Annotated in this window: 18 protein-coding genes; 13 read left to right on the top strand and 5 right to left on the bottom strand. The window is 56.9% G+C overall.

Annotated features, from left to right (window positions below; all coding sequences use genetic code 11):
- The first annotated feature begins 39 nt into the window (after nucleotides 1-39).
- The 5 genes from P8T57_RS06445 (at nucleotide 40) to rbsK (ending at nucleotide 5,436) form a co-directional block, all read left to right on the top strand.
- Nucleotides 40-789 carry an electron transfer flavoprotein subunit beta/FixA family protein gene (locus P8T57_RS06445; protein WP_037987118.1) on the top strand — a complete coding sequence of 250 codons (750 nt, stop codon included), beginning with the start codon at nucleotides 40-42 and terminating at the stop codon, nucleotides 787-789.
- Between the two features lie 15 nt (nucleotides 790-804).
- Entirely contained in the window at nucleotides 805-1,740 is a 936-nt protein-coding gene (locus tag P8T57_RS06450; protein WP_110252491.1) for an FAD-binding protein, read from the top strand.
- An 81-nt stretch (nucleotides 1,741-1,821) separates the two neighbouring features.
- A complete protein-coding gene (locus P8T57_RS06455) occupies nucleotides 1,822-2,709 on the top strand; it encodes a 3-hydroxybutyryl-CoA dehydrogenase (RefSeq protein WP_037987116.1) in 888 nt (295 codons plus the stop codon).
- A 184-nt stretch (nucleotides 2,710-2,893) separates the two neighbouring features.
- Nucleotides 2,894-4,360, top strand: coding sequence for a xylulokinase (xylB, locus tag P8T57_RS06460; protein WP_341364940.1), 1,467 nt, complete (start codon nucleotides 2,894-2,896; stop codon nucleotides 4,358-4,360).
- Between the two features lie 152 nt (nucleotides 4,361-4,512).
- The gene (gene rbsK, locus P8T57_RS06465; RefSeq protein WP_037987108.1) at nucleotides 4,513-5,436 is read left to right on the top strand and encodes a ribokinase; all 924 of its coding nucleotides are present in this window, start codon (nucleotides 4,513-4,515) and stop codon (nucleotides 5,434-5,436) included.
- A 6-nt stretch (nucleotides 5,437-5,442) separates the two neighbouring features.
- Here the strand turns inward: rbsK and P8T57_RS06470 are convergent, their stop codons facing one another.
- Nucleotides 5,443-6,003, bottom strand: coding sequence for a TlpA disulfide reductase family protein (locus tag P8T57_RS06470; RefSeq protein ID WP_007092017.1), 561 nt, complete (start codon nucleotides 6,001-6,003; stop codon nucleotides 5,443-5,445).
- A 32-nt stretch (nucleotides 6,004-6,035) separates the two neighbouring features.
- Between P8T57_RS06470 and argH the strand changes: the two genes are divergently transcribed.
- The 4 genes from argH to P8T57_RS06490 all read left to right on the top strand — a co-directional run bounded on the left by argH (nucleotide 6,036) and on the right by P8T57_RS06490 (nucleotide 12,383).
- Nucleotides 6,036-7,451 carry an argininosuccinate lyase gene (gene argH, locus P8T57_RS06475; RefSeq protein ID WP_341364941.1) on the top strand — a complete coding sequence of 472 codons (1,416 nt, stop codon included), beginning with the start codon at nucleotides 6,036-6,038 and terminating at the stop codon, nucleotides 7,449-7,451.
- Nucleotides 7,448-7,594, top strand: coding sequence for a lipoprotein (locus tag P8T57_RS06480; protein ID WP_147250134.1), 147 nt, complete (start codon nucleotides 7,448-7,450; stop codon nucleotides 7,592-7,594). Before argH ends, P8T57_RS06480 begins: the two co-directional genes overlap by 4 nt.
- Complete coding sequence (gene lysA, locus P8T57_RS06485) at nucleotides 7,591-8,856, top strand: diaminopimelate decarboxylase (RefSeq protein ID WP_341364942.1); 1,266 nt, start codon at nucleotides 7,591-7,593, stop codon at nucleotides 8,854-8,856. Before P8T57_RS06480 ends, lysA begins: the two co-directional genes overlap by 4 nt.
- Nucleotides 8,857-9,962: 1,106 nt before the next feature.
- Nucleotides 9,963-12,383, top strand: coding sequence for a DUF4175 family protein (locus P8T57_RS06490; protein WP_341364943.1), 2,421 nt, complete (start codon nucleotides 9,963-9,965; stop codon nucleotides 12,381-12,383).
- Nucleotides 12,384-12,463: 80 nt separating this feature from the next.
- On the opposite strand, the gene P8T57_RS06495 is transcribed toward P8T57_RS06490, so the two are convergent.
- The gene (locus tag P8T57_RS06495) at nucleotides 12,464-13,279 is read right to left on the bottom strand and encodes a DUF3426 domain-containing protein (RefSeq protein ID WP_341364944.1); all 816 of its coding nucleotides are present in this window, start codon (nucleotides 13,277-13,279) and stop codon (nucleotides 12,464-12,466) included.
- A gap of 366 nt (nucleotides 13,280-13,645) precedes the next feature.
- Here P8T57_RS06495 and ftsE point away from each other — a divergent pair, with 366 nt between their 5' ends.
- The 4 genes from ftsE (at nucleotide 13,646) to P8T57_RS06515 (ending at nucleotide 17,043) form a co-directional block, all read left to right on the top strand.
- A complete protein-coding gene (gene ftsE, locus P8T57_RS06500) occupies nucleotides 13,646-14,323 on the top strand; it encodes a cell division ATP-binding protein FtsE (RefSeq protein WP_037987102.1) in 678 nt (225 codons plus the stop codon).
- A 47-nt stretch (nucleotides 14,324-14,370) separates the two neighbouring features.
- Nucleotides 14,371-15,273 (top strand): FtsX-like permease family protein, encoded by a 903-nt coding sequence (locus P8T57_RS06505; RefSeq protein ID WP_007092007.1) that lies wholly within the window; start codon nucleotides 14,371-14,373, stop codon nucleotides 15,271-15,273.
- A 120-nt stretch (nucleotides 15,274-15,393) separates the two neighbouring features.
- Entirely contained in the window at nucleotides 15,394-16,119 is a 726-nt protein-coding gene (locus P8T57_RS06510) for a YdcF family protein (RefSeq protein ID WP_181849867.1), read from the top strand.
- A 72-nt stretch (nucleotides 16,120-16,191) separates the two neighbouring features.
- A complete protein-coding gene (locus tag P8T57_RS06515; protein WP_037987098.1) occupies nucleotides 16,192-17,043 on the top strand; it encodes a 1-acyl-sn-glycerol-3-phosphate acyltransferase in 852 nt (283 codons plus the stop codon).
- A gap of 74 nt (nucleotides 17,044-17,117) precedes the next feature.
- Here P8T57_RS06515 and P8T57_RS06520 read toward each other — a convergent pair whose 3' ends face one another.
- From P8T57_RS06520 to P8T57_RS06530, 3 genes are read right to left on the bottom strand one after another with little or no spacing between them, the layout of a single operon-like run.
- Nucleotides 17,118-18,053, bottom strand: coding sequence for an EamA family transporter (locus P8T57_RS06520; RefSeq protein ID WP_037987096.1), 936 nt, complete (start codon nucleotides 18,051-18,053; stop codon nucleotides 17,118-17,120).
- The gene (locus P8T57_RS06525) at nucleotides 18,053-18,613 is read right to left on the bottom strand and encodes a gamma-glutamylcyclotransferase (protein ID WP_114093527.1); all 561 of its coding nucleotides are present in this window, start codon (nucleotides 18,611-18,613) and stop codon (nucleotides 18,053-18,055) included. Before P8T57_RS06525 ends, P8T57_RS06520 begins: the two co-directional genes overlap by 1 nt.
- Nucleotides 18,614-18,656: 43 nt before the next feature.
- Entirely contained in the window at nucleotides 18,657-19,538 is an 882-nt protein-coding gene (locus P8T57_RS06530) for a DMT family transporter (protein WP_341364945.1), read from the bottom strand.
- Between the last annotated feature and the right edge of the window lie 46 nt (nucleotides 19,539-19,584).

The following is a 19,584-nucleotide window of genomic DNA, read 5'->3' on the forward strand; positions in this document are numbered from 1 at the left end:
AAGCCCATAGCTTCGACAACAAAAACGAACAGGTCTGTCATGAAGGTTCTTGTCGCCGTTAAGCGCGTTGTGGATTACAACGTCAAGATCCGTGTCAAACAGGACCAGTCTGGCGTTGAATTGAACAACGTCAAAATGTCCATGAACCCGTTTGACGAAATCGCCGTTGAAGAGGCCGTCCGCCTCAAGGAAGCCGGCACCGCGACCGAAGTGGTCGCCGTATCGCTGGGTGTGAAACAGTGTCAGGAAACACTGCGTACCGCCCTTGCCATGGGTGCCGATCGCGGCATTCTGGTCGAAACCGACGACGAACTGCAACCGCTTGCCGTTGCCAAACTTCTCAAGGAAGTCGTTGCCAAGGAAAGCCCGGATCTCGTGATCCTCGGCAAACAGGCCATTGATGACGACGCCAACCAGACCGGTCAGATGCTGGCCGCCCTTCTGGACTGGCCGCAGGGCACATTCGCGTCCAAGGTCGCCGTTGCCGATGGCAAGCTTGACGTCACCCGCGAAGTCGATGGTGGCCTTGAAACCATCAAGATCGATCTTCCGGCCATCGTCACCACCGACCTTCGCCTGAACGAGCCGCGCTATGCGTCACTTCCCAACATCATGAAGGCCAAGAAAAAGCCGCTTGATACGTTAAGCCCGGCTGATCTTGGTGTCGACACCGCGCCGCGCCTGAAAACCCTGAAAGTGACGGAACCACCGGCACGTCAGGCAGGTGTGAAAGTTGCCAGCGTCGCCGAGCTTGTCGACAAGCTTCGCAACGAAGCCAAAGTGATTTAAGCGGGGGCCGATCAAATGAGCATTCTTGTTATTGCCGAACACGACAATACCGAACTGAAGGGCGCAACGCTCAATACCGTTGCCGCCGCACAGAAAATCGGTGGCGACATCACCATTCTGGTCGCGGGCGAAAACTGCCGTGCGGTTGCCGATGCGGCCGCAAAGGTTGCGGGCGTCTCGAAGGTTCTGGTTGCCGATAACGCGGCCTATGGCCATTTCCTGGCCGAAAACATGGCGGGTCTGGTCAATGAACTGGCCGGTGATTACAGCCACGTTCTGGTCGCCGCCTCGACCACGGGCAAAAACTTCATGCCCCGCGTTGCCGCACTAAAAGACGTCGCACAGATTTCCGACATCACCGATGTCGAAAGTGCCGATACGTTCGTCCGTCCGATCTATGCCGGTAACGCGATGGCAACCGTTCAGTCGTCCGACAGCCTGAAACTGATCACGGTGCGTACCACGGGCTTTGATCCGGTCGCGGCCGAAGGCGGTTCCGCATCCGTCGAAGATATCGCAACTGCGAAAGATGCCGGAAAATCCGCTTTTGTCAGTCAGGAACTGACCGAGTCGGAACGTCCGGAACTGACCGCAGCCAGCGTTATCATCTCTGGCGGTCGCGGTATGGGCTCGGGCGAGAACTTCCACCTGATCGAACCGATTGCCGATAAACTCGGCGCTGCCATTGGTGCTTCGCGCGCCGCCGTCGATGCGGGATACGCCCCGAACGACTGGCAGGTCGGCCAGACCGGCAAAGTTGTTGCACCGCAGCTATACATTGCGGTAGGCATTTCAGGTGCGATTCAGCACCTTGCCGGCATGAAGGACAGTAAGGTCATTGTTGCGATCAACAAGGACGAAGAAGCACCGATCTTCTCGGTTGCCGATTACGGTCTTGTCGCGGACCTGTTCGAGGCCCTTCCCGCATTGGCGAGCGAACTCGACAAATAATCAGATCCCATCTAGGGTCAGAACAATCTAAAGAACGTTGTTCTGACCTTGTTTTGACCCTTGGGGATGAGTGGGGAACAAATGGCTTCGCTTGAAGATATCAAGACCATTGGCGTAATCGGCGCCGGTCAGATGGGCAATGGCATTGCTCATGTGATTGCACTTGCCGACTACGACGTCCGACTGCTTGACGTATCGGCAGAGGCGCTCGACAAGGCGCTTGGCCTGATTGGCAAGAACATGGATCGTCAGGTCAAGAAAGACCTGATCACCGAACAACAGAAAGCAGCAGCCCTCGCCCGGATTACCACGGGTACGGAATACAGCTTCCTGTCTGATTGCGATCTCGTGATCGAGGCCGCAACCGAGAACGAAGAAACCAAGAAACAGATTTTCAAGGCTCTGTGTCCGGTTCTGGGCCCCGAAGCCATCATTGCGACGAACACCTCGTCCATTTCGGTGACGCGTCTGGCATCCTATACCGACCGCCCGTCGAAATTCATGGGCATGCACTTCATGAATCCGGTGCCGCTGATGAAGCTGGTCGAACTGATCCGCGGCATTGCCACGGACGAGCCGACCTATCGCACCATTCATGAACTGACCAAGAAACTGGGCAAAGACACGGCAAGTGCCGAAGATTTCCCGGCCTTCATCGTCAACCGCATTCTGCTGCCGATGATCAACGAGGCGATCTATACGCTTTACGAAGGTGTCGGCAATGTCCGGTCCATCGATGATGCCATGCGCCTTGGCGCAAACCATCCGATGGGGCCGCTGCAACTGGCCGATTTCATTGGTCTGGATACCTGCCTGTCGATCATGCATGTCCTGCATGATGGTCTGGCCGATACCAAATATCGTCCCTGCCCGCTTCTGGTCAAATATGTCGAAGCCGGTTGGCTTGGCCGCAAGGTCGGCCGCGGCTTCTATGACTATAGCGGTGACGAGCCGGTCCCGACCCGCTAATCATTGCCAGGTTACGCATTCAAGGGCCATCGCATCGCTGCGGTGGCCTTTTTGCATTGGATTGATGATTTAACCAACGTGCAAAGCTTTTGATCTTTCGATCAGAAATTGCCCTGCTATGATGACGGCCAAGGAACCAAGACCAAAAAAAGAGTCCAGGTCAGGACCCAGGAGGCCGTCCCACATGTTTCTCGGAATAGATGTCGGTACATCTGCCGTTAAAGCGCTTCTGATGGATGAACATTCGGTCACCGTCGCCGAAACCGATGTGCCCCTGACGCTGAGCAACCCCAAACCATTCTGGAGCGAACAGCACCCCGATGACTGGTGGGCTGCGACCTGCACCGCGCTGGATCAGTTGAAATCATCCAACCCCAAAGCCCTTGCCGCGGTTCGCGCGATTGGCCTGTCGGGCCAGATGCACGGTGCGGTGATCCTTGATGCCGATGATAAACCACTTCGTCCGGCGATCCTGTGGAATGACGGCCGGGCCAAGGCCGAATGCGATGAATTGCAGGCCGCCCTGCCCGATCTGCCATCGCAGGCCGGTGTGGTTGCCATGCCCGGTATGACCGCGCCCAAACTGATGTGGCTGCGCAAACACGAACCCGAAATCTTTGCCCGAATCAAAACCGTCCTGCTGCCCAAGGATTATATCCGTTTCTGCCTGACCGGTGAAAAGGTCACCGAAATGTCGGATGCCGCCGGAACCCTTTGGCTTGATGAAGAAAGCCGCAGCTGGAATTTTGACGCCATTGCCGCAACCGGCATGGATATCGCCCAATTGCCCCGCCTTGCCGAAGGAAGCGATCCCACCGGCCATCTGCGCGGTGAACTGGCCGCGCGCTGGGATATGAAGCCGACCGTGATTGTTGCCGGTGGTGGCGGCGATGCCGCGACCGGTGGTATCGGTGTCGGCGCGGTCAGCCATGGCGACGGCTTCATTTCGCTTGGCACCTCGTCACAGATTTTCGTGGCATCCGACCGTTATCGCCCGAAACCCCAGGAACTTTTGCACAGCTTCGCCCATGCCGTGCCCCAGCACTGGTTCCAGATGGCGGTATTGCTCAACGGGGCAAGCTGCCTTTTGTGGGCGGCAAACCTGTTGGGGGAAAAGGATATCGGCGCATTGCTGCAACGCACCGAAGCCGCGCATAAGGCCCCGTCGGATGTTGTGTTCCTGCCCTACCTTAATGGCGAACGGACCCCGCATAACGATCCCTATGCACGCGGCGTGTTCTTTGGCCTTGGTAGCGACACATCGCGCGAAACAATGGTCCAATCGGTGCTCGAAGGTGTCGGCTTTGCCCTGCTGGACGGGCAATCGCGCCTGCATGCCGCCGGAACGCATTGCGAATTGCCCGGTGTCATTGGCGGCGGCGCGCGCAGCCGATACTGGATTCAACTGATATCTGACATCATGGGATGCCCGCTTGCCCGATACGAAGGGGCGGCCAAGGGCCCGGCATTTGGCGCGGCCCGTCTGGGGCGGCTGGCACTTGATCACGAAACGGTCGAGGATGTCTGTCAGAAACCGGTCATTCAGGAAGTGATCGAACCCGATATGCGCAAACATGCCGATTATCAGCCGCGATTTGCCAAATTCAGACGAATCTACGCTGCCCTGCGCGATGAATTCCAACCTGTCTGAATACGTCATCAGACCATACCGATTGCCTTACCTGACCGGCCTTTCAGCGGTGTGATGCATTTCACCTGAAATGTTGCATCCGGGTTCTTTAAACACCTGAAAAGATGCCAATATCAGTAAAAGGTATTAGAAATTTTCTAATCGGATAGTCCATGACCATTGCCATCGTCGGAAGTTCCAATATCGATTTTGCCGCCCGCGTTGCCCAATTGCCCAAACCCGGCCAAACCGTATCGGCCAAGGATTACATGACCGGCCCGGGCGGAAAGGGATGCAATCAGGCGATTGCCGTTGCACGACTGGGTCAAATGCCTGTTTTCATTTCCAAAATCGGCAATGATGTTCTGGGACGCAGCCTGATCGATACCCTGAACGCCGAAGGCTTTGACACCAACCAGCTGATCCAGTCGGCCGACGCCCAGACCGGAACTGCCCTGATATCCATCGACGATGCTGGCGAAAACATCATCACGGTGGCCGGTGGGGCAAACATGACCATGAGCCGGGCCGACATCCGCGAAAAACAGGTGTTTCTGGAACATTGCAATTATCTGCTGGTGCAGCTCGAATGCCCGGTTGTTGCCATTGCCTGCGCAATGAAATACGCCCGCGAAGCTGGCGCAACCATCATCCTTGATCCGGCACCGGTGCCCGACCGGGTTGTTTTGCGCGATCTGATGGAACTGACCGACATCGTCACCCCGAATATCAGTGAATGTTCTGCCATGACCGGCATTCACCCCGACAATGATGAAACCGCCCACGCGGCCGCATCAAAACTGCACGAAATGGGCGCGCGTATCGTGGTGATCAAAATGGGATCAAGGGGCGCATTTTATTCCGACGGCGACCAGTCGGGCAGGGTCGAACCCTTTGACGTTGCCGCAATTGATACGGTTGCCGCGGGGGACTGTTTCAATGGCGGGCTGGCCGTTGCCCTGCATGACGGACGACCACTGCGTGATGCCGTCCGGTTTGCCTGTGCGACCGGGGCATTGGCGACCACGCGCTATGGGGCTGCCGACGCCGCCCCGACCCTTGATCAGGTTCTATCACTGATGGAAAGTGCTGATTGATCCCAATCAGGACGCGGCATCAATCAGATTGTTGAAATAGTCGATAACCCCGTCGGCATCCCATTTGGCCGTGCCTTCCAGTTTGCCGATAACCTGCCCGTTGGCATCGATCACGAAACTGGTCGGAAGGCCGCGCGCGCCAAATGCCCGTGCGGTTGCCCCGCGCGGATCAAGCACGACATCAAGATGGCCGATTCCGTTTTCATCAAAGAATTCCTGCACGATTTCCGCCCCACCGCGATCCTGACTAAGCGCAAGAACACGGAACGGCTTGCCATCCATTTTCGCCGCCAGTCGATCAAGATCGGGCATTTCCTCGATGCAGGGCGCGCACCATGTCGCCCAAAGATTGACCAGAATAACCTTTCCTTTCAGGTTCTTAAGGTCACTTTCGCTGCCATCGGCCTCGATGAAAACCGCCTTTTCCGGCAGGCTTGAGCCCTCAGGCACCGTCTCCATTTTCGAAAGTTCTTGCGGCAATTGCGTATCTGCAAAGGCAGGGCTTGCATAAATGGCCGATATGGCGACAATCACGCCCAGTTTTACGTAACGAAGCAATGCCTTCACAATACTCACCTTTCCAACGCTTGCGGATCACAATGACCGATCAAAACGCCACCGACCAGAAAAATGCCAACGCCCTGTGGGGAGGCCGCTTTGAAGCGGGCCCGTCCGCCATCATGGAAGAAATCAATGCTTCCATCGGCTTTGACAAACGCCTGTACGCCCAGGACATTCAGGGTTCCAAAGCCCATTGCGCCATGCTGGTCAAGCAGAAGATCATCCCCGCAGAAGATGGCGACAAAATAGTCGCGGGTCTAGACCAGATCCTTCAAGAAATCGAGAGCGGCCAGTTTACCTTCTCTGCCGCCCTTGAAGACATCCACATGAATGTCGAAAGCCGCCTGCGTGATCTGATCGGGCCTGCCGCCGGTCGTCTGCATACCGCGCGCTCCCGCAATGACCAGGTCGCGACCGATTTCAAACTCTGGGTGCGCGACGTGGCACTGGCCGATCTTGAAGCCGGGCTCAAGGGCCTTCAGGAAGCATTGGTCGAACAGGCCGGCACCCATGCCGAAACCATCATGCCGGGCTTTACCCACCTTCAGGCCGCCCAGCCGGTCACCTTTGGCCATCATCTTCTGGCCTATGTCGAAATGTTTGGCCGGGATCGTGGCCGCGTTGCCGATTGCCGCACGCGCGCTAATGAAAACCCGCTGGGTTCGGCGGCCCTTGCCGGAACGCCCTATCCGATTGACCGCCACATGACGGCATCATCGCTTGGCTTTGATCGCCCGACCGCGAACTCGCTGGATGCGGTGTCGGATCGCGACTTTGCGCTGGAATATCTGAACGCAGCCTCGATCACCGCCATGCACCTGTCGCGCCTGGCCGAGGAAATGGTGATCTGGTGTTCGGCACAGTTCCGCTTTGTCGGCATGTCGGACAAGTTTTCGACCGGCTCCTCGATCATGCCGCAGAAACGCAACCCCGATGCCGCCGAACTGATCCGTTCCAAGATCGGCCGTATCGTTGGCTGCTACAATTCCCTGATGCTCTCGATGAAGGGTCTGCCGCTGGCCTATTCCAAGGACATGCAGGAAGACAAGGAACCGGTCTTCGAGGCCCACGACCATCTGGGTCTTTGTGTCGCCGCCATGACCGGCATGATTGCCGACATGAAGGTGCATAAGGACAATATGCGTGCGGCCGCCGGTGCGGGTTACACCACCGCAACCGATCTGGCCGACTGGCTGGTTGCCGAACTGGGCATGCCGTTCCGCGACGCCCATCATGTGGTGGGTGCCACCGTGAAACTTGCCGAGGGCAAGGGGTGCGATCTCGATCAGCTTTCGCTCGAAGACCTTCAGGGGATCGAACCGAAAATCACCAGCGCCGTTTACGATGTCCTGACTGTCGAGGCATCGGTCAGTGCGCGTCAAAGCTTTGGCGGCACCGCCCCGGTCCGGGTGAAGGAACAGGTCGCGGCGGCAAAGGAAAGGTTCCTGAAATGAGCAACCCGATCTTTAAACGCAGCACAGTGATCGTACTGGCGGTGATGCTGGGCCTGTCTGTTGCCGCCTGCGGCAAAAAAGGCCCGCTTGAACCACCGACCGACGAAGGCAACAAATATCCACGGACATATCCGGCACAATGAACCATTTTGAATATATTGATGGCGTCCTTCACGCAGAAGGCGTTTCCATCCCCGAGCTTGCCGAAAAGGTCGGCACGCCGTTCTATTGCTATTCCACCGCCACCCTTGAACGTCATTACAGGGTTTATGCCGGTGCGTTTGACGGGCTTGATGCCACGGTTTGCTATGCGATCAAGGCAAACTCCAATCAGGCTGTCCTGAAAACGCTCGCCAAACTGGGTGCGGGTGCCGATGTGGTTTCGGTTGGTGAAATGCGCCGCGCCCTGCGTGCCGGTGTCGCCCCGGGCAAAGTCATTTTTTCCGGCGTTGGCAAGGCCGATGCCGAAATGCGCGAAGCCCTTGATGCCGATATCGCCCAGATCAATGTCGAAAGCATCCCGGAACTTGAAGAACTCAACCGGGTTGCCCTCGACATGGGCAAAAAGGCCCGCATCGCGATCCGTATCAACCCGCATGTCGATGCCAAAACCCATGAAAAGATCGCCACCGGCAAGGCCGAAAACAAGTTCGGCATCGACTGGACCCGCGCGATCGAGGTTTACCGCATGGCAGCCGCCATGGACGGGATCGAGGTCACCGGCATTGCGATGCATATCGGATCGCAGCTAACCGATCTTGCCCCCTTCCGGGAGGCGTTCACCCGTCTTGCCGGGCTGGTCGAAAAGCTTCGCGCCGAAGGCATCAATATCCGCAACCTTGATCTTGGTGGCGGGCTTGGCATTGCCTATCAGGGCGAAACACCGCCCCTGCCCGATGCCTATGGCCAGATGGTGCGTGAAACCGTCGGGCACCTTGGCTGTCACATCACGCTCGAACCGGGCCGCCTGATTGCGGGCAACGCCGGTGTGATGATTTCGCGCGTCATGTATATCAAGGATGGCGAGGCCAAACGCTTTGTCATTCTCGATGCCGCGATGAACGATCTGATCCGGCCAACCCTTTACAACGCCTATCACGAAATCATCCCGGTCGATGAACAGGGTGAAGGCGACAAACAGGCAACCGTCGATATCGTCGGCCCGGTCTGCGAAACCGGCGACACCTTTGGCAAGGACCGCAAACTGCCCGATGACCTGAAACCGGGTGATCTGGTCGCGGTCATGTCGGCAGGTGCCTATGGTGCGGTGATGTCATCGACCTACAACACCCGTGCCCTGACGCCCGAAGTTCTGGTCAAGGGCGACGACTTCGCCATCGTCCGCCCGCGTCAGTCGATTGACGAACTGATCGGTCTGGACCGTATCCCCGACTGGCTGGACTGACCCGGACCGACGGCAGAACCCGAAAAACTTTGCAAGGCGGCCTTTCAACCCGAAAGGCCGCCTTTTGCATATCCCCATCCTGCCCGGCAGGTTTCATCGGCCCCTGACACCCCAAGGGTATCGTTGATCGTATCAGCACTTTCGGCTCATCCCTTTCGATCTCCCGGATGCAGGTCAATGCCCTGCCCGGACAAACCTCCGGCCTCCGCCAGCCCCGCCAGCAAACGGCCCACGGCCTCGCTGCCCGCTCCGGTCCCTTTCGGCAATGCCATGACACCGACGCCGGACAAACTCCGGGCCCTCGTCAGACTCGCCCTCAGACGCCCCACGACCTCGCTGCCCGTCCCGATCCCGTCCGGCACGGCCACGACCATCGACGCCGGACAAACCTCGGGCCTCCAGCAACCCAACCGTCGCCGACGGACAATCAATCGGGCTCTCTGCCGCCTCGATCACCGTCCGGCCAAGGCGGCAACCTGCCACCCCGACATCCAGACACTCTTCGGGCGTTCGCCATTTTCACCAGCAGACACTCTTCGGGCGCACTGCCCCCAACCTGCCCACCGCTGACGGGCCACAAATCCCCGCAGCCACTGCTGCCATTGCTGCCGCTTCCGGCAAATTCGGGGTCCGTTCCCCGACAAGACGCACCTCTCCCGTCATGACAAATAAGCGTTTTCGAAACCTGTTAGCACCAACGCGGAATGCCGCCGTAATGGCTTCGCCATCCGCCGATGAGCATCCTGCGGAGTGCCCCGCCGCCCTGCCTCAATCCTTGCCGCTGCATCCTGATCACCTCTTTGATCCCGGCCCCAAACGCAAAAACCCGCAAGGCACAAGGCGCTTCGCGGGTTTCGGTCCGGGTGCATTTCTCCCGTTGACTTTGTCCTTATGCCACAATGAAAAGAACAAATCAAGAACTTTTTGAAAAAACTTTATATACCGCCAAAAGCCGCCCCCACCCGGGACCGCCTTTTATTTTGGCTCACGCGCGATCCTGACTTGACCCGCCGCGTCAAAGCCCCAAACTTAGATGAGGGTCCTGTCAGACCCCGCTGGCGTCACATGTCTCGGGCACGGGGCGATTGCAGGGGCCGAAATTCGATATGTCGATCATACCACCCAATCCCCGACTGGAACGGCATCTGCGACTGGCGCGGATGATCATGTCGTGGGAACGGGTATGGCCGCGGCTGATCCCGCCTTTGACAATCGTGATGCTGATTGCCGGTCTGACCCTGACCGGTACCTTTGAAATACTGCCCGCGACCGGGCATATCATTTTGCTGTCGATCCTCTCAGTTGCCGGTCTTGCTGCCATTATCCTGCCGTGGCGCCATTTCACATGGCCCAATCGCCGTGCTGTCCTGCAAAGGATGGAACAGGAAAACGGCCTTGAAAACAACCCGCTGCAAAGCCTTGAAGACCATATCGAAGATCGCGACGATCCGCTGACCAGCTATCTGTGGCAAAAACAGTTGCAACGCCACGAGGCAATGCTGAACCATCTGCATCTGCCCCGTCCGGTGCCGTCCCTTGCCAGGGTGGATCGATACGGGTTGGTCATCTTGCCCGTATTGCTTCTGAGCGTTGGCCTGTTTGCCGGTCACGACCGCATGAGCGAGCGGTTTTACAAGGCATTCAGCCCGCTGCAACGGCTGGGTGCTGCTGATTTCAGCACGACATTGTGGGTGACCCCACCGGCCTATACCGGACAAATCCCGCGCGTCCTGCGGTTCGAGCAGGTTAAAGGCCAGCAAAAGCAGGATGATGGCGGCTCTGACGCATCGCGCGTCATTGATGTCGACGTGCCTGTCGGGTCGACACTTGCCGGCAGCATCGGCAGTGTCTGGCAACCGACCCTGCATACGCCGACCGGTGAACGCGACATATCCGAAAGCAGCGACAACAGCTATGTCCTTTCGACCGCACTTGATCAGGCCGGACCATGGCGCATTTCGGTCTGGGGCACGGATCGGCTGACCCTTAATGTCAATCTGGTTGCCGATAAACCGCCCGCACTTTCATTTGCAAGCCCGCCTTCGATTACCCGGCGCGAACATATCCGGCTGGACTACGTTGCGACCGATGATTACGGCATGAAAAACCTTGAACTGGTTATCACGCCCGCAACCGACGGCACTGATCGCGAACAGTTTGGCACCATCGATAATATCCGTATCGATCTGTCTGGTGGCAACACCCCGGGTGGTACGGCCGCCATGCCGACACGGATCGAAGGCCCCCGCTTCATTGATCTGGTATCCCATCCATGGGCGGGGCTTCCGGTTAATCTGCAACTGGTTTCGCTCGACAACGCCGGACAAAATGGCGAAAGCGACATACGTTCGATCATTCTGCCCGAACGTGAATTCACCCATCCCGTGGCCAAAAAACTGATCACGATCCGCCGCGGATTGCTGCGCTATCCCGACAAGGCCCTTGAAATGCGCAACGCCCTTATGCCTGTCATTTATGCCCCGCAGGCATTTAACGGCCATATCGGCATTTTTCTTGCACTTTCCGTGACAGAGGCAAGGCTTTCGGCACATCTGCGCGACCGTAAGGTCCATCAGGACGTGGCCGGTTTGCTTTGGCACATCGCCGAAGAGATCGAACGCGGCAGCTATGGCATGGCCGAACGCAATCTGATGGAGGCCGAGGAACGGCTGCTGGATGCCCTTGCCAACCCGGACGTGACCGAAGCCGAAATCGCCGATCTGATCGAAAACTATCGCCGCGCCCTTAACGAATATATGGCCGCCCTCGCCCGCGAGGCACCGCAGAATCAGCAGAACCAGCAACAGGGCCCCGCCGCCATCCTTGAACAGCAGGACCTGTCACGTATCGTCGATCAGATCGAAGCACTCATGCAGGCTGGTGCGCGTGATCAGGCGCGCGCCCTGATCGACCGCCTGCGCGAACTGGTCGAAAACATGCAGGTTACATCGGGCGACGGCGGGGCCGATATCACATCCACCTTGCGCGAAATGCTTGATGGCATTCGCGATCTTGCCCGCCGCCAGCAGGACCTGATGAATCAGGGGGATAATCCCTCAAGCCCCGGCGGCAATGGCAACCGCGCCCGGCAGCAGCAAAATCTTGCCGGGGATGCGCAGAACCTGACCAATAATTCCGGCTTTGGCCAGTTTGGCAATCTCAGCGGCATAGAAACCGCGATAGAGGCCATGCAACGCGCCGCAGAGGCCCTTGACCACAATCGCGCCCACGAAGCCCTGCAACAACAGGGGCAGGCCATGGAAGCCCTGCAACAGGGTATTGGCGAGCTAAGCCGTGCTCTTGAAGGTTTAAGCCAGATGATGCCGATGCTTGATGAACTTCAGGGGTCGGGCAATCGTGATCCGCTTGGTCGGCCGGTGGGCGGCGATGGCACCACCGTCATCCCCGAAGTCGACACCCTTGAACGGGCATGGCGTATCTTGCAGGAACTCCGCCGTCGTTCCGGCGACCCGGACCGCCCGGTGATCGAACAGGAATATATTGATCGCTTGCTGAAACGGTTCTAAAGGCCGGTCAAAAGGACCACACAGATAAAACAAAAGGGCAGCGACGGATCGCTGCCCTTGTCATTTTCAGATCAAACCGATCAGGGCTCAACCGCCTCGCGCGGGTCAAGGAATGTGACTTGCAAACGGGTTGCTGTCGGGTTCGGACGACGGATTTTGGTTTCGACCGTCATGGTTTCGCCAACCGGCAGCATCTGGGCTTCCATCGGCATGTCCGCCCCGCCCTGCACCGCACTTTCGTCATAGATCAGCGGCACTTTTTTGCGCTGAACCACACGATCCAGCGGATCAAGAAGCTCGATCAGCAGATAGGGCAGAACGCGGTCGATCTCGCTGATATTGACGATCTCGGCACGAACGACAAGAACATCAACCCCGTCTTCCTCTTCGCGAGTCGGCGGCAATTCCCGAATATCAAGGCCTTCGCCAACATGGGGTACATCAAGCCCGACCATGTCATAGACCTTGGCAATCGGCGGCCATAGGTTGATCAGGATATCTTTGGCAAAATATCCGCCCGCACCAATCCCGCCAAGGATCAGGAAGAACAGGATCCAGCCAATCACACCCTTTTTCGATTTCGCAGGCGGTTTCGGATTGTTGCGAATCAGCTGCTGCGGGATGGGGGGCGGATCGGGAATTTTGTCCGCATCCTCGAAACCGGGATCAACCTGACCTGGCATCTGATCGGCATTGAAATCGGCACCAAGCGCGCCATCCTGATCGAAAGGCGGCGGCAGCTTGTTTTCCTGTGCTGGCGACGGGGTTTTCATTCCCGGCGGGTCCTGATGCCAGCTATTGCCGCAGTTTTTGCAGCGTACGGTTCTGCCCTTTGGGCCGATCGCCTCTGTTTTCACAGAGTATTTTTTTGAACAATCTGGGCAAGTAATGATCATTGCAAACCTGGCATCTCGATGTCAGCGGCATGAAACCCGGGGCACGGCCATAACCTGAGTGATTTCCGACGATCCCCCGAATTCGCCGGTGTAGGGCAGAACCTACACTATATGTAAATAGCGGCGATTTAACAGACTGTTAAGCACAGATAACTGAAGCTGCCCCAATTTGGATGGCACAGCATTGCACATATGGTGCTTAGATGACATCCGAAGAACTGTTTAAGTCGTCATATTTTCGGCCAATCTATAATGATACCCACTCTGGGATCAGCCAGATCGGACTTTTGCAATTGTTCAAGCGGCCCCATCATTATCATGTTATGTCGGGTCTGATACGTCGTGCTGCGATATGGAGCGCAAGTTTTGACTGAAGTCGTAAGTTTCAGGAATGTGGGTGTCCGCTATGAATCCGGGCCGGAGATTCTGCGCGATCTGAACTTTACCCTGCATCGTGGCAGCTTTCATTTCCTGACCGGGGCTTCTGGTGCAGGCAAATCGACATTGATGCGCCTGCTCTATCTTGCCCTGCGCCAGACACGCGGCGAGATCAATATTTTCGGACGCGACAATATCCGCATTCCGCGCGACGAACTGCCCGCCATCCGCCGCAAGATCGGCGTGGTGTTTCAGGACTTCCGCCTGATCAATCATTTGACGACTTTTGAAAATGTCGCCCTGCCGCTTCGCGTCGCCGGGGTCGAGGATCTGCAAATCCGCAAAAATGTGACCGAACTTCTCGAATGGGTCGGCCTTGGTGATCAGATCAATGCGGTTCCATCGCGGCTTTCCGGCGGGCAGCAGCAACGCGTTGCCATCGCGCGCGCGGTTATCGGCCGCCCGGCTCTGCTTCTGGCTGACGAGCCGACCGGCAACGTTGATGACCGGATCGCCATGCGGCTGTTATATCTTTTTGAAGAACTGAACAAACTTGGCACCACAGTGCTGATCGCCACCCATAACCGGCAACTTGTGCGTCGCTTTGGCCATAATCAATGGCTGCTTGAGGCTGGCACCCTGCACGACATCACGCATAGCGCGTAACCGACCAAACCGACGGCAACTGGCTCAGACAGGACCCAAAATCGATCATGGCTTTTCGTTCGCAACCGTCACATCTGCCACTTGATAGCGACTCATCGACGCGCTTTTTGCCAAGCATCGTCGCATTGATGGTGGCCTTACTGACGTTTTCGATCGTTGGCCTGGCGGCCCTGCATGACAGTGTCGGCAAATGGTCCGGTCAGATCGAAGGCAGCCTTTCGATACAGGTTCCCCCGACCGGCATGGCGGATCGCGACACCGAAGAACGCGAACAGGCTTTGCAGGCAACCGTTGACGATATTATCGAACAGCTCGCCGACATGCCCGGCATCTCCCGGATCGAGGAACTCAGCCCCGAAACCATGTCGGCCCTTCTTGAACCGTGGCTTGGCCCCGATGAAATCGTCAGCGAATTACCAATCCCGCGCATTATCGAAATCACCCCGGAAACCGGGTTTAATTTCGATATGCTTGAACGCCGTCTGGGTGAAATCGCCCCCGAAGCCGTTCTGGATGATCATCGCATCTGGATAGAACGGATTGCCGATGTTGCCTTTTCGGTGGAACTGGCATTGATGGCGTTAATCGTCGTGCTGTTTGGGGCAACGATGCTGTCGGTTGTTTTTGCCACACGTTCGGGTCTTTCAATCCATCGGACGATCATTGAATTGCTGCATCTGATCGGGGCACAGGATTCCTATATCGCGGGCCAGTTTGCCCGCCATAACCTGCGGCTGGCATTTTTCGGGGCATTGATCGGCCTTCTGATCGCCCTGCCGGTTTCGGGTGTGATCGCGTGGCTTGGCATGCGGGCGGGATGGCCAATCCCGACACTGGTTTTCAGCCCGCTTTTCATCGGCATCATCATCGCCATTCCGTTCGTGGTCGCCGGTGTCGCACAGATGACGGCCAAAAGAACTGTGCTGCGTGTCTTGCGCAGAATGTTGTAACCTGCCTCACTCCTCCGTATAGTCGGCCTGCAGCGTCGTGATCATTTACTGTTTCGGATCATGACCTTGTCCCAAAAGGAGAGCCCTGTCGCATGCCAGCGTCCCGTCAGGCCCAATCATATGAATAGGCCGCCCCTTTCCGTTCAGCACCGACGACGCTTTCGCCGGTTCCGGTTTTTGCTATCGACCCTGATCCTGCTGGGGCTGGTCTGGGCGGGTGGCTTTATCTGGTATGTCGACATCATTCCAACTGCGGTTGATGAACCTGATCGCAAGACTGACGCCATCGTTGTTCTGACCGGTGGCAGTGAACGGCTTTCGGAAGGGCGCCGTCTTCTGACCCGCCAGCTTGCCAGAAAGCTGTTTATTTCCGGCGTCTATCGCGGGGTTGAAGTCGACGAGCTTCTATCGGCGGGCAAAGCCGATCCCCGGCTGGTTTCATGCTGTGTGGTTCTGGGTCATGTTGCGGAAAACACCCGCGGCAATGCGCAGGAAACGGCGGTTTGGGTGTATGAGGAAGGCTATAAAAGCCTGCGCATCGTCACGGCAAACTATCACATGCCGAGGTCGCTTCTGGAATTTCGCAGCCTGATGCCCGATGTCGAAATCATCGCCCACCCGGTGTTCCCCGATAACGTCAAGGTCGACAGTTGGTGGCGGTGGCCGGGAAGCGCCAGCCTGATCGCAAGCGAATATAACAAATTCCTGTTTGCCAGCCTCAGGAACTATATCCTGCGGCTGCTGCCAGACGGTGATCGCGCCAACCTGCATGGCCCCGCCCCGACACCAGAACCCTCCGGACAGGATTATTCCGCATCAAATCGCCCGGCACAGAAATCGGGTTGAAGATACAGCGTTTCACTCGTGTCGTATAACTGTTACAAACCCTTTGACTAAGTGTTTGAAGGATCTGTCTGCATGAGAGCCCTGCGCGCGTTTTTGTTTAACGTGTTGTTTTTCGCCGGTACAACAGCACTTTGCATTTGTATGGTTCCCCTGATGCCGTTTGGTCGCAAGGCCAATCAGCTTGTTGGACATATGTGGTGTCATTTGACGCAAGGCGCGTTGGCCATCTCTGTTGGCATGTATAAACGTATTCGCGGCCTTGAAAACCTGCCCAAAGGCCCCTGTATTCTGGTTGCCAAACATCAGTCTGCGTGGGAAACCCTGACCTTTCACACGGTCGTGCCTGACCCGGCCTATATCCTGAAAAAGGAACTGACCCGCATTCCGTTGATGGGGCAGTTCCTGTTGTTTTCCGGGCAGATTGCGGTCGACAGATCGGCTGGATCATCCGCCCTGAAAGACATGATCAAGGGTGCCGAACGTGCGCTTGAGGACGGCAGGCAGATCGTAATCTTCCCCGAAGGAACCCGCACACCGCCCGGTTCGGATCGGCCGTATCATCCCGGTATTTATGCGCTATACAAGGCGTTCCCCAATACGCCGGTCATTCCGGTTGCCATCAATTCCGGCATGTTCTGGGGACGTCACAGCTTCATGAAATACGGTGGCGAGGTCACCATGGAATTCCTGCCCGCGATTGAGCCGGATCTGGATCGCAAAACATTTATGAAAACGATCAAAAGCAGGATTGATGACCGCACGCGGGAACTTGAACGCGAAGCACAGGCCGAGTTTAATCTGCCGACCCTGACATCACGTGACGTCGAGATCGAGGAAGCCCGCGAAAAAGCCGAAGCCGAACAGCAGGAAGCCAAAACCGCGATTCCGATGAAATCCGTCGACCAGGAAAAAACGCCGTCCTGATCATACGGATCGTTCGAACACCCAAAAGGCCGGAGTTTGATCCGGCCTTTTCGATTCTATCCGTCCGGCAGCTTTTATGCTTTCCGGCGTGTTGCCTGCCAGATGCCAAAGGCAATCAATGTGATCCCGCCCAGATGGTAAATGTGCAATTCCTCGCCCAAAAAGATGATGGCAAGGATGCTGGCAAACACCGGCATCAGATACAGAAACACACCGGCATTTGCCGGGCCGACAACCGCAACCCCCTTGTTCCAGAACAGATAGCCCAAAAAAGCGGGCCCCGCGCCGATATAGAAAATCTTGAGCATATCGGGCCATGCCGGATCAAGATGGGTAAAGAACGGCTCATTGCGAACAGTCACCGACCAGATATAAAGCGGAGTCAGGAACACCAACCCGATCAGGGCCGAAACAAACACGAGGCTTAGTGGATGGACCCCTTTGGGGGCACGTTTCAAAAGCATCGAGTATGCCGCCCAGACCATTGCTGAAATCATCGCAAACAGATCGCCCGAGACAAAGTTCATCTCGGCAAAGACCGAAAAGTCGCCTTTGGCAATGATCACCGCCGTCCCGACACCGGCAATCAGCACACCGGCCCACTGGCCAAGCTTGGGTTTATCGGCCGTAAGCACCGCTGCAAATAACAGAACCCAGACCGGGGTTGTCGCATTGAGAAGCCCGGTATTGACCGCCGTTGTGTTGTAAGCCGCCAGATAAATGACGATTGAAAACATGAAAACGCCGGTTGTTCCGATCAGGAACATCGACATTTTATGATCGGCCATCAGCCTCAGATCGCGTTTAAGGTGCGGAATACAAACCGGAAACAATAATACGGCGGCCACAACCCAACGCCAGAACGCCAATGCTTCAAGCGGCACCGTGGCATTCACCCCGCGTGCAACGACATGGTTTGACCCCCACATCATCGCGCAGGCAACCAGCATCAGATAGGCGGCCATCAATGGGGCATTGGCACCTTTGGACGTTGTGGTGGCGTCCGACATCAGATTCCGGCTCCCATATTGATTTCACCGTATTCGCGGCGCACCAGATCCATCAGATCATGCAACGGCGGGTCGACAATTCCCATCTCGTCAAGATGGCAGACCGTGTTTTCAAGATATTCCAGGTTCGGGCCAATATTGCCATGTGCCGCAACAATGATTTCAACCGCCGTTCGCACCGGCAGGTTTCCGGCGAACTGTTCATGCGTTGGATCGGCGACATAGGTGTGCGCGATGACCGTGCGTCCGTCGGCAAGCTCGACCTCGACATCGGCGGGAATATAGGTGTTGGTCACCAGTTCGCGTTCATCAAGATAGGCCTTGACCAGCAGCCAGTTGTCAGGCGCGATCCGAAACGCGTTCCCGACACATTCCCCGCCAACATTCAGCCCCAGAACCAACCCCGGATTTTCCGGTGTGCCGCGATAGTGATGGGAATAGATACAAAAGGACCGGTGATAGCCACGCAGCGTCGCGCGTGCCCGTTCTTCAAATTCGAAGCCCGGACGCCACAGCAGCGATCCATATCCAAATACCCATCTTTCCTGGGGCTCAGTCAAAATTTCCTCCGGTCATGCTGGCGTTTTATGTCCGGTTCTGAACCTAGCGTTTCACCATCACCAATGCCACCCCAAGTGCGGCAATTGCAAATCCGGCAAAGCCGAGCATGCCCAGATGTTCATCAAAAAGCAGCCAGGCAAAGAAGGCAGCCGTGGGCGGGACAAGGTAGAACATGCTTGCAACCCGGGTTGCCTCGCCCTGCTTGATCAAAACCATCAGAAGCATGATCGCGCCGATTGACAACACCAGAACCAGCCACGCCATCGCAAGAATGAAGTTCATGCTCCATTCGATCACCAAGGGTTCCTTGATCAGGGCAACCACCCCGACAAAAGCCGCCGCGGCAACATACTGGATGGCCGTACCGCTCATCAGGTCCATGCCCGTGCAGAACCGCTTCTGATAAAGCGTCCCGGCCGTCATGCCAAACAGTGCCATGATGGCAAGCCCGATGCCAAAGGCCGTAATACCGATCCCATCACCGATTTTGGGCACCAGCACCAACGCCACACCGATCAGGCCAAGAACAAGCCCCGCCCACTGGCGTCCACTGACACGTTCCCCAAGAAGGGCACCGACGACCGATGCGGTCACGACCGGCTGCAATCCGACGATCAAGGCCGCCAAACCCGACGGAAGCCCCGTATCAATTGCCCAGAAAACACCGCCCAGATAAATCCCGTGTACAAGAACACCGGTCGTGCTGATATGGGCAACCTGCCGCCAGCTTTTGGGCCATTTGGTACCTAGCAACGAAATCACCGGCACCATCAGAACAATCACAATGGCGAAACGGGCAAACAGAAAGGTAAACGGGTCGGCATAGGGAAGTCCGAACTTTGCGCCAACAAAGCCCGTGCTCCAGAGGAACACAAACAAGAACGGCATAATCAGTGCAAAAGCCGGATGATCGGTGGCAGGCATGACGTTCCCCTTTTTCCCGCAAAAGATGCTGTTTGGGGCGCATCTT

Source organism: Thalassospira sp. SN3W (assembly GCF_038070535.1).
Lineage (GTDB): Bacteria > Pseudomonadota > Alphaproteobacteria > Rhodospirillales > Thalassospiraceae > Thalassospira > Thalassospira xiamenensis.

Excerpts from the sequence above, each read along its gene's own strand:
- P8T57_RS06445 (WP_037987118.1), top strand. The coding sequence starts at position 40 with ATGAAGGTTCTTGTCGCCGTTAAGCGCGTTGTGGATTACAACGTCAAG.
- P8T57_RS06450 (WP_110252491.1), top strand. The coding sequence starts at position 805 with ATGAGCATTCTTGTTATTGCCGAACACGACAATACCGAACTGAAGGGC.
- P8T57_RS06455 (WP_037987116.1), top strand. The coding sequence starts at position 1,822 with ATGGCTTCGCTTGAAGATATCAAGACCATTGGCGTAATCGGCGCCGGT.
- xylB (WP_341364940.1), top strand. The coding sequence starts at position 2,894 with ATGTTTCTCGGAATAGATGTCGGTACATCTGCCGTTAAAGCGCTTCTG.
- rbsK (WP_037987108.1), top strand. The coding sequence starts at position 4,513 with ATGACCATTGCCATCGTCGGAAGTTCCAATATCGATTTTGCCGCCCGC.
- argH (WP_341364941.1), top strand. The coding sequence starts at position 6,036 with ATGACCGATCAAAACGCCACCGACCAGAAAAATGCCAACGCCCTGTGG.
- P8T57_RS06480 (WP_147250134.1), top strand. The coding sequence starts at position 7,448 with ATGAGCAACCCGATCTTTAAACGCAGCACAGTGATCGTACTGGCGGTG.
- lysA (WP_341364942.1), top strand. The coding sequence starts at position 7,591 with ATGAACCATTTTGAATATATTGATGGCGTCCTTCACGCAGAAGGCGTT.
- P8T57_RS06490 (WP_341364943.1), top strand. The coding sequence starts at position 9,963 with ATGTCGATCATACCACCCAATCCCCGACTGGAACGGCATCTGCGACTG.
- P8T57_RS06495 (WP_341364944.1), bottom strand. The coding sequence starts at position 13,279 with ATGATCATTACTTGCCCAGATTGTTCAAAAAAATACTCTGTGAAAACA.
- P8T57_RS06505 (WP_007092007.1), top strand. The coding sequence starts at position 14,371 with ATGGCTTTTCGTTCGCAACCGTCACATCTGCCACTTGATAGCGACTCA.
- P8T57_RS06510 (WP_181849867.1), top strand. The coding sequence starts at position 15,394 with ATGAATAGGCCGCCCCTTTCCGTTCAGCACCGACGACGCTTTCGCCGG.
- P8T57_RS06515 (WP_037987098.1), top strand. The coding sequence starts at position 16,192 with ATGAGAGCCCTGCGCGCGTTTTTGTTTAACGTGTTGTTTTTCGCCGGT.
- P8T57_RS06520 (WP_037987096.1), bottom strand. The coding sequence starts at position 18,053 with ATGTCGGACGCCACCACAACGTCCAAAGGTGCCAATGCCCCATTGATG.
- P8T57_RS06530 (WP_341364945.1), bottom strand. The coding sequence starts at position 19,538 with ATGCCTGCCACCGATCATCCGGCTTTTGCACTGATTATGCCGTTCTTG.